The sequence below is a fragment of the Glutamicibacter uratoxydans genome (assembly GCF_006539925.1).
GTDB lineage: Bacteria > Actinomycetota > Actinomycetes > Actinomycetales > Micrococcaceae > Glutamicibacter > Glutamicibacter uratoxydans.
Window position 1 is genome coordinate 1 of record NZ_BJNY01000037.1, and the last position, 9,648, is coordinate 9,648.

12 protein-coding genes are annotated in these 9,648 nt (G+C 54.9%); 11 read left to right on the forward strand and 1 reads right to left on the reverse strand.

Features of this window, described 5'->3' with window-relative positions; genetic code table 11:
- The 11 genes from AUR04nite_RS17590 to AUR04nite_RS17640 form a co-directional block, all read left to right on the forward strand.
- Positions 1–286: LPXTG cell wall anchor domain-containing protein (locus AUR04nite_RS17590; protein ID WP_141367591.1), on the forward strand; the 286-nt coding region annotated here is incomplete at its 5' end.
- A 171-nt stretch (positions 287–457) separates the two neighbouring features.
- Positions 458–1,030, forward strand: coding sequence for a hypothetical protein (locus AUR04nite_RS17595; protein WP_141367594.1), 573 nt, complete (start codon positions 458–460; stop codon positions 1,028–1,030).
- A gap of 143 nt (positions 1,031–1,173) precedes the next feature.
- Positions 1,174–1,875, forward strand: coding sequence for a signal peptidase I (gene lepB / locus AUR04nite_RS17600; protein ID WP_246055598.1), 702 nt, complete (start codon positions 1,174–1,176; stop codon positions 1,873–1,875).
- Positions 1,875–2,633, forward strand: a complete 759-nt coding sequence (locus AUR04nite_RS17605; protein ID WP_141367598.1) for a ribonuclease HII — start codon at positions 1,875–1,877, stop codon at positions 2,631–2,633. The genes lepB and AUR04nite_RS17605 overlap by 1 nt, the downstream gene beginning before the upstream one ends.
- Entirely contained in the window at positions 2,633–2,953 is a 321-nt protein-coding gene (locus AUR04nite_RS17610; protein WP_141367600.1) for a DUF2469 domain-containing protein, read from the forward strand. The genes AUR04nite_RS17605 and AUR04nite_RS17610 overlap by 1 nt, the downstream gene beginning before the upstream one ends.
- A 279-nt stretch (positions 2,954–3,232) precedes the next feature.
- Positions 3,233–3,601: a YraN family protein gene (locus AUR04nite_RS17615; RefSeq protein WP_141367602.1), complete on the forward strand. Its 369-nt coding sequence runs from the start codon at positions 3,233–3,235 to the stop codon at positions 3,599–3,601.
- Complete coding sequence (locus tag AUR04nite_RS17620) at positions 3,598–5,157, forward strand: YifB family Mg chelatase-like AAA ATPase (RefSeq protein WP_141367604.1); 1,560 nt, start codon at positions 3,598–3,600, stop codon at positions 5,155–5,157. The genes AUR04nite_RS17615 and AUR04nite_RS17620 overlap by 4 nt, the downstream gene beginning before the upstream one ends.
- A gap of 65 nt (positions 5,158–5,222) precedes the next feature.
- Entirely contained in the window at positions 5,223–6,491 is a 1,269-nt protein-coding gene (locus tag AUR04nite_RS17625) for a DNA-processing protein DprA (protein ID WP_170184272.1), read from the forward strand.
- 85 nt (positions 6,492–6,576) lie between these two features.
- The gene (locus AUR04nite_RS17630) at positions 6,577–7,584 is read left to right on the forward strand and encodes a tyrosine recombinase XerC (protein WP_141367608.1); all 1,008 of its coding nucleotides are present in this window, start codon (positions 6,577–6,579) and stop codon (positions 7,582–7,584) included.
- A 152-nt stretch (positions 7,585–7,736) separates the two neighbouring features.
- Positions 7,737–8,240 (forward strand): DUF3145 domain-containing protein, encoded by a 504-nt coding sequence (locus tag AUR04nite_RS17635; RefSeq protein ID WP_141367610.1) that lies wholly within the window; start codon positions 7,737–7,739, stop codon positions 8,238–8,240.
- Positions 8,241–8,514: 274 nt separating this feature from the next.
- Positions 8,515–8,889, forward strand: coding sequence for a VOC family protein (locus AUR04nite_RS17640; RefSeq protein ID WP_141367612.1), 375 nt, complete (start codon positions 8,515–8,517; stop codon positions 8,887–8,889).
- A gap of 29 nt (positions 8,890–8,918) precedes the next feature.
- On the opposite strand, the gene AUR04nite_RS17645 is transcribed toward AUR04nite_RS17640, so the two are convergent.
- Entirely contained in the window at positions 8,919–9,500 is a 582-nt protein-coding gene (locus AUR04nite_RS17645) for a dihydrofolate reductase family protein (RefSeq protein ID WP_141367614.1), read from the reverse strand.
- Between the last annotated feature and the right edge of the window lie 148 nt (positions 9,501–9,648).

Sequence of the window (9,648 nt, forward strand, 5' to 3'; positions counted from 1 at the left end):
GGAGCCAACCGAGCAGCCGACCGAGTCGGAATCGGAGCAGCCTACCGAAGAGCCAACCAAGTCGGAATCAGAGAAGCCTACGGCTTCTGCAGATGATGATCAGCCAACCAAGTCCTCGGAAGCCAAGGCCCCTCAGAAGGAGGAGCCAAAGCAGAACCCGAAGAAGGATGACCAGTTGGCCGACACCGGTGCGAACAGCCTTCCATTGTTCGCCGCTGGTGGTGCATTGGCACTGACCGGTGCAGCGTTCTTGCTCTTCCGCCGCAGCGCTCGTCGCCACGGCTAAGTAGTAAGTCAAACTAGGCTGTTTTAGCCTCTGGCGCCCCACTACCCACAAGGTAGTGGGGCGCTTTGATTTCACACGTAGTTATAAGAAAACTATCTAAGTCCATCGGTAGCATCGAGTTAGGTGCTGAGTTCTCGCTCACCAATGGACGTATCTGACAAGGAGCAAGCATTGGATATCAAGTATTTGACCCGGAGCAAGTCAGCAGGCGTGCTAGCCGCAGTGTCGCTGTCGTTGGCTCTAGCCGGATGTGGCCAAGTATCGAGCCAGCCACAAAACACCACGCAGCCATCCAGCACTTCGAGCGCAGAAAGCGGCGAAAAGATGAACCAAGATGCGCTTCTTGAGCAACGTGACAAGCTGGCTGAAAAACTTGCCGATTCCTTTGTTCAAGGATGGATTGAAGACGGAAAGCTTCATGTATCCACCACCAATGAAGCCGACTTGCAAACAATTACCGATGCCGGCGCAGTTGGTCAAGTTGTCGCGTTTTCAAACGCAGATTTGCGTGAAGGCATTGCGAAAATCATGGCATGGCAGGGACGCCAGGAACCAGCGATTCGAAGTGGAATCTACGCTTATTCGTTGAACCCCAACACCGGAGGCCTTACGTTGTCGGTAGATCCGGAGCAACGCGACGCCATCGAGACAGGTTTGAAAAAGGATAAGCCGGCAGGCCAGATTCCACTGGAATTGAAAGAAGGCAACGGCCTCGCCACGCCAGCTTCCACCAGCGGGAACTAGCTCCATGGGCCAGGCGTCCTAGCTTGCGAAGATCCGACACCAATTCGATGGCGGGACGTCACTAGCGTGCCAGAGCAAGGGGCGGGCCTGGGTAAAACGTAAGATGGAGATATCTACAGCAAAAGAAAGGTGCCGACCGCATCGTGAGTGCCGAATCTGCACAGAGTCCACAATCGCGAGGACCGCTATACAAAACCTGGCGCTTCATCCGTGAGATCGTCATCATCGTGGCTATCGCGTTGGTACTGTCATTTGTCATAAAGACCTTCTTCTTCCGTGCCTACTACATCCCTTCGGGCTCTATGGAACAGACGTTGCAGATCAATGACAGGATCTTCGCGAACATCATGGTCCCTGGCCCGTTCGAGCTTGAACGTGGAGATGTCGTTGTTTTCCGTGACGACCTCAACTGGCTGCCACCATTGCAGGAAGAACCAAACACGCTCGAATCTACCCTGTCCTTTGTTGGTATCCTCCCCGCTGCAGGGGAGCAATACCTGGTGAAACGAATCATCGGCATGCCCGGCGATACTGTTGAATGCTGCAGTGCCGACGGCAAGCTTGTGGTCAATGACACTTCGATTACTGAGCCATACATTTATCCAGGCAACACGCCCAGCGATATGGAATTTAAAGTGACCGTTCCCGAAGGGAAGATTTGGGTCATGGGAGATCACCGTGCAGAAAGTGCTGATTCACGTTTCCACACTGACGTCCAAGGCGGCTTTGTAGACATTGACTCGGTGCAAGGAAAGGCCTCGACAATTTCCTGGCCTGCAAGCCGGTGGGGCGTCGTCGATTCACATTCTGAAGTCTTTGCCAACGTTCCGGATCGAAGCAAGTAATGCCTGCAGTTAGCCCTACCTCCGAGCGCAAACTCGCAAGGAACAATGCCAAATCCACCAACCTAGATCATGAGCGGAACCTCGCCAGGAACCACCAGGTGCGATACATCGGGGCTGCTGATGAAGTGGGCCGTGGTGCGCTAGCAGGCCCGATCACCGTGGGGTTCACCGTGATTGACATTGATGCTGTTCTCGATTTTCCTGAATTGCGCGATTCGAAACTGCTCAGTGCGCACCGCCGAGAAGAACTGGCGCCGCAGGTTAAAGACTGGGCAGTTGGCTACGGGGTAGGGCATGCGAGTGCTCAAGAAATTGATGAACTTGGCGTGACGGCGGCGCTCCGACTGGCCGGCTCGCGTGCGGTCGCGCTGTGTGCAGTTCAGCCTGACGCTGTACTGCTTGACGGCAGTTATGACTGGCTGTCGGCGCCAGAACAGGATCTATTCGATCTGTTAGAAGGCGACCGCGAGCCAGTAGGGCTTGAGGTCCCAGTTACGACCATTATCAAAGGTGACATGACCTGCCAGGCAATTGCAGCCGCCTCGATATTGGCCAAGGTTGAACGCGATGGCATCATGGCAGAGCTTGCTCTGGAATTCCCTCATTTCGGTTGGGACGTCAACAAGGGTTATGCCACTGCATCGCACAGAGCTGCCATCGTTGATCAAGGGCCCTGCGAGTTTCATCGGCAGAGCTGGAACTTGACTTCCACCACTGAGAAGGACAAAGGTAAAGCCACAGGGACAAAGGCGAAATGATGTCAGGCGACGAACTAGAAAACTACGAATCCGACATGGAGTTGCAGCTTTACCGTGAATATAAAACGGTAGTTGGTCTGTTCAACTATGTTGTGGAAACAGAACGGCGGTTCTACCTGGCCAATCAGGTGGACGTGAAGACGTTGTCCAACGCAGGAGAGGTGTACTTCGAACTGACGCTTACCGACGCGTGGGTTTGGGACATTTATCGACAAGGGAGGTTCGTCAAATCGGTCAAGGTGTTGACTTTCAAGGACGTCAACGTTGAAGAGCTGAATCGGGACGAATTCCAAATCCCTAAAGAGGGCCTAGAATCTTAAGGCTTGTTGGGATCCATTGATCGTCCATCGATCATTGCGGAATCCTTCATTGCTCAAGGGGCGAAAGCTGCCATAATCTGGCTGCTTTCGCCCCTTGTGCGTCTTATGCGCCTGTCAAGGAGTTTGGTTTTCCACTTTGTTTTTGCAGTACCGGGCCGGAAGCCCAGCAACGGCAAGCAGACTGTCCGTATCCACAATTGGGCGCCAGTCCAGCAGCTGACAAAACTATTGGTTCGACCATAGATCTTGAACAGAAGAGATCGAGGTAAGGACGAACTGATGTCGAAAACCGAGCAGCAACTGTTGGGCGATCGAGGGGAACAAGCTGCAACAGATTTTCTCAGGCAACGAGGCTACACGATTCTCGATCGCAACTGGCGGTGCAAATCGGGAGAACTAGATTTGATCGTCCAAGATGCGGTCGGGCGCTACATTGGCGTGGAAGTGAAAACGAGATCGTCAAAACGGTACGGCACCGGATTCGAAGCTGTGAATTCCGCAAAGTATCGACGGCTGCAGCGGCTGATGATTCTATGGGGAAAGAGCCACCAGACCTATATCGCACAAGTGCGAATCGATGTAGTCGAAGTCTATGTACTCGTCCAGGGCGGCATCGTCATAGAGCATCTTGAGGACGTGCGCTCATGAGTCTCGCACGATCCTATGCGGTTGCTTTTCAAGGCGTGCACGCATCTTTGGTGGAAGTAGAAGCCGACCTAGGCAACGGTATTCCAGGATTCGTTATTCTCGGGTTGCCAGATGCTTCGCTGAACGAAGCGCGTGAGCGGGTTAAGGCTGCCGCACGAAATAGCGGAATGCCGTTGGCTAATCGAAAATTGACGGTGAATCTTTCACCAGCCACGTTGCCAAAATTCGGTTCAGCTTTTGATCTGGCGATTCTCGTCGCCGCATTGGCTGCAGACCGTCAGTTGCTCCCTCCGGCCAGAACCGTATATCTGGCGGAGCTTGGTTTGGACGGAATGCTTCGTGCAGTGCCTGGAGTCTTGCCTGCCGTGCAATTGGCTGTTGCTATGGGGCTGCCTCAGGTAGTAGTTGCCAAGGCCAATGAGGCAGAAGCCAAGCTTGTTCCGGGAGCCCAAGTGCTGGCAGCGGAACATGTAGGGCAGGTATTCATCCATTGTGGAGCAGACCCGGAAATACTGAGCATCAATCTCAGGCACAAGACCCCGGCGAAGCGTTCAATTCGGAACAACGCCGGCGAGCCAGCAACTGCCCACGAAAACAGAGATCTGGAAATCGTCAACGGGCAAGAACAAGCGCGGCTGGCCCTTGAAATCGCTGCTGTTGGCGGCCACCACCTGATGATGGTTGGTCCCGCGGGAGCTGGAAAAACTCTGCTGGCGAGCTGTTTGCCGACGATTCTACCGCCGCTTAACGACCAGCAGGCGCTTGAAGCGACGGCGGTGCGATCATTGATCAATGGGGCCGACGACCCGATTTCATCGTTGCAGCGTGTGCCAGCCTTTATCGCACCGCACCATACCGCGTCCTTGACAGCACTAATTGGCGGAGGAACTCGACGGATACTCCCTGGCGCAATAACGCGAGCCCACCACGGAGTGCTCTTCCTCGATGAGGTAGCGCACTTCAATTCTGGTGTGCTGGATGCCTTGCGCCAGCCGATCGAGGACGGATTCATTAATCTGGATCGGACGCTTGGCCACGCCCGGCTGCCAGCACGCTTTCAGCTGATCATGGCCTCAAACCCTTGTCCTTGCGGAAGAAACTACGGTTCCGGCGCTGGCTGCAGCTGTACACCGATGGCCCGACGACGCTACTTCGCGCGACTATCGGGCCCAATCCTGGACCGGACCGACCTGCAATTGAGAATCAACCCGGTGTCTGGGGTGCAGCTGACGGGAAACAACACGAATGAATCCAGCGCCAAGGTGAAGTCGAGAGTGCTTGCCGCCAGAACCAGATCAACGGCCAGGCTCGCGCGATTCGGGATTTCTTGCAATTCGCAAGTGCCGGGGAACATCTTGCGCCAAGAACTTCCGTATCCAACAGCGACGCAAAGGGCCATTACCCACGCGGCCGATCGATTGGCGCTTTCGGCTCGTGCTGTCGACCGAGTACTTCGCGTTGCCTGGACGATCGCGGATCGGCAAGCCCATGAAGTTCCTACTGCTGCCGATATCGACGTCGCCGTGCAGTTGCGACAAAGGCTGACCGACTACTAACCGATCAACCTGGACATGCAGATGGTTCAAATCCGCAAGTCAACATTATGAATAGGAAAACTAGCATGAATACGAAAGGCAGAAGCCCTGCCGTCACTCCACAACTTACGCCAGTTGGGCAACCGTCGCACACGTTATTGATGGCGCAACTGAATCAATTGATTGAGCCCAACGATGTAACTGCGGGCGCCTTACTGGAATTGATGAGCCCGCAAGAACTTCTGTCGCTTATCCAGCGGCGCGACCACTATCCTCAAGGTTTGGCTGGACAGCTGGCCGAGCTTACAGGACAAAGACCAACACCAGGGTCGGCCCAAGACCTCAAGGTCTCCTTGTCTCGATGGCGCAAGAGAATCGACTTTGCCAATGCAGAAGCGGCACTGGAGACAATACAACGCTGCGGCGGTGGACTTTTAACCGATCAAGATCCTCAATGGCCCATCCAACTGAATGATTTGGGATTCGGGCGGCCATTGTGCCTGTGGTGGAGGGCCTCGAATCCGGCCCATTTGGGCAGCGTATCTTCGCAAAACTCCGTATCGATGGTTGGCTCGCGTGATGCCAGTGATTATGGAAGTCAAGTGACCTATGAACTTGGCCGTGCATTGGGTGGACGCGGATTCTGCATTGTATCCGGGGGAGCGTACGGGATCGATGCTGTTGCTCATCGAGCAGGGCTTTCACACGACCCGTGGGAGTATCCGCTTCCACCGACGATCACGATCGTTGCCGGAGGCGCGGATCGATTATATCCGGCAGGCAACCATTCGCTGCTTCAACAGGTCATTGCGAATGGCGTCTTGTATTCGGAAGTACCGGCAGGAACCAGTCCCACAAGATTCAGGTTCCTCAATCGAAACAGACTAATAGCCGCGTTCAGTCGGCTCACGATAATTACAGAAGCCCGTTTCCGATCTGGGGCGCTGAACACGGCAAGCCATGCAGTGGAGTTGGGCCGCGATGTTGCCGCCGTGCCAGGCAGCGTGTTCTCGCCAAACTCTGCGGGCACCCACAAGCTGATTAGGTCAGGTTCTGCCGAACTCATTTCTTCTCCGGCAGATGTTGAACAGTTGCTGGGCGTGGCCCCCGAGGGCCAACTGCCCATAGCAGCGGCCGCAGATCCTCGACAGTACCCCACCGATGGGTTGCCATCGGAAGCAGCATTAGTGTTCGATGTGCTGTCATTTAGAAATCAGCTCAGTGTCGACGAAGTATGTGCCCGCAGCGGGCTAACGGTCATTGAAACTTTGAAAGCACTTGCCTTACTTGCTGAACGCCGGCTAGCCGCGGAGCATGAATTGGGGTGGAAGCTACAGCGCATCGAATCGAAGTAGACCGTCTGCTTGTGCTTTCAAAGGCACCAGACCCACTGGTGGCCCAACTCAACTGTTCAGATCCAAAAGCGGTATTCTCAAAGTGATGAAGCAGGAACATGTGGAAAATGCCGCGTATAGTGTGCCCGCCTCTCTGAGCGAGCCAATTGCCGATTATTTGGACTTTCTGCGTCTTCAACGAGGGCGTAGTGAAAACACGCTGCGAGCCTATGCGGTTGACTTGCGCGATCTGAGCGGGTTCCTTGGCAGTCAACTTCATAAAGTCCGTTGGGATCGTGTGCAGATCGAGGATCTTCGCGAGTGGCTCGCCGGCATGCACGAGGCGCAGATTTCCCGAACAACGATTGCCCGCCGAATATCTTCAGTTAAGAATTTTTTCGCGTGGGCGCAAAAGAATCAGATCATCAACGACGACCCAGCGTTGAGGCTGGTCGCGCCCAAGAAAGAGCGCAGGCTTCCACATGTGCTGCAACCGAGCCAGATTGACAGGCTCTTGTCCCAGAACGCAGCAGAGGCGGCGGCGTCCCACAACGTTCAGGACGCAAATGACCAAAAGGAACCGAAGAAAGACCAAAAGGATTTCGCGCTAGCAGCCCGCGACAAGGTCATCGCGGAGCTCCTCTACGCATCAGGTCTGCGCATCAGCGAACTGGTAAGTCTGGATGTTCCGGATATTGATTTTTCACGGCGTACGCTGCGGGTCTTGGGCAAAGGTAACAAAGTACGAGTTGTGCCTTTCGGCCTTCCTGCGCAGCGGGTGCTGACAACGTGGCTGGAAACCTATCGAATGGTACTTGCCGACGAGCAGAAGTCAGGCAACGCTTTGCTCCTCGGGGCTCGCGGTGGACGATTGAACGTTAGGCAGGCGCGAGAGGTCATTACACGGGCGTTGAAATCCTTGGGGGATACGGCTGCGACTGGACCTCACGCACTTCGACATACGGTCGCTACCCATCTCTTAGACGGCGGCGCCGATTTGCGAGCCGTGCAGGAATTCTTGGGTCACGCTTCCTTGGCCACCACTCAGTTGTACACGCACGTCTCGGTTGAGAGGTTGCGGCAAAGCTATTCGCAGGCACATCCTCGGGCGTAGATGTATGCCGAAAAGTTTGCGTGAAAACCATGAATCACGGTTGCAAGTGGCGAAACAGCAGCAACTTCGGGCAAGATAGAGATATCGGAAAGTAGTGCACCACCACGATGTTGACGTAGGGGAAGACGATCAACACCGTAACGGAGGATGGCATGTCTGCACCGATGACTAGAGGCGTAATCTATATTCATTCCGCCACTACTGCATTATGCCCACATCTGGAATGGGCAATCGGGTCCGTGCTAGGAACACCGGTCACTATGGAGTGGACCGAACAGCACGCTGCACCCGGCTTTCGTCGCGCCGAAATTGAGTGGGTCGGGCCGCAAGGAACTGGTGCTCTTCTGACGAGCGAGATTCACGGATGGCAGCATCTGCGCTTTGAGGTGACCGAGGAACCGAGCCCTGGAGCTGACGGAAGCCGTTGGTCGGTAACTCCTGATTTGGGAATTTTCCATGCAACCATCGATTGCGCCGGCAACGTCATGATCAGCGAAGAACGGATTCGCTGGGCCTATGAGAAGGGCGACGGAAATCCCTCGATCTTTTATCAGGAGATGTCGGTTGCCCTCGGCGAAGCGTGGGATGAAGAACTTGAGCCGTTCCGTCATGCAGCCGAAAGTACGACTGTACGATGGCTCAACCAGGTGGTTTAACCACTGGTCTATTAGTCTCCGGGTAGACATTGCGAACACCCGGAACCGACCCCGGTGGTGCGGGGTTGTTACCAAAGCAAAGTGGGACCCCTCGGGGTCCCACTTTGTGTAGGGCTTCTTTGTCGAAAACTGAAATGCTATGCTCGATGACGATGAAGACCAGCAAGGCTGAAATACGCCGCTCCCGGAACGGCTATCTGGTCGTTTCCTGATTCGGGCTCCTCCCTGATTCGGCAGTTTTCACGAAATCAGCCGAACCAATGAAAGGGAGAGAATGACCGCGTATTTCAACCACACCATTATCGCGTCCACTGACGCTCAAGAGATGAAACTGTTTTACCTTCAGTTGCTGGAAGCTACTGATGCACCAAACTGGGGACCGTTTCAGAACATCACCATCGGCAACGGCGTCCTATTGCAGTTCGCGGTGCCGCCCATGGACTTTCCGCCGCAGCATTATGCCTACCTTTTGGATGACGAACACTTCGATAGGGCCTATGCGATGATTCAGCAGCAAGGAATCGAGCATTGGGCCGATCCTCAGAGGCTAGTTTCGGGAGCCATAAACAATGAGCACGGCGGACGTGGCGTGTATTTATTGGATCCGTCTGGGCACTATCTGGAATTGCTGACCAGGGCTTACCTGTGATTTGCCAGTTTGGCACGCTCAATGACCAGCTAGTGCTCCCGGACTACATCGAAGATATTCTTTTGAATTCCATTCGGGTAGACAGCTGAATCTACTAGCTTCAGCTTTTGGGCTTGTATCGAGGCGTCGCTGAAGAGGCGCTTGCCCTCGCCAAGCAGCACCGGAAAAACCAACAGGTGATACCTGTCGATCAGATTGTGCTCCTGCAATGAACGAACCAATGTTGCCGACCCATGGATGCTGATCGGACCGCCGTCGGTTGCACGAAGCCGCGCGACATCGGAGATTGAACGCAGAATGGTCGTCTCGCCCCAGTTGTCCACTAGGTCCTTCTCGGCGAGAGTCGTAGAGAGCACATACTTGGGCATGGCGTTGTAGGCGGGAAATTCTTGGGTCATCCCCGGCCAAACTGGGCTGAATGCCTGATAGCTTTTCCTGCCCAGCAGCATGGCTGAAGCCTCGCCCTGCTCGGTGCCTTTCAATTCGTAGGCCGCCGGATCAAAGTCGACGGAGCTGATGGTCCATCCGGAATTGCGGTAGCCGGGTTCGCCGCCGGGGGCTTCTACGACCCCGTCCAACGAGACAAAAGCGGTGGCGATGAGGGTGCGCATGTGGGCGGCTCCTTGGTGTATGTGATGCAGCGTTATGCGGCACATGCCGAGCGTAGCAACTGCAACCAACTGGGACAAGAAGTAGCTTTGAGCGAGCCTAGGGGGATGAAAAATGCCGCGGGCCGGATCTACCATGTAGATCCGGCCC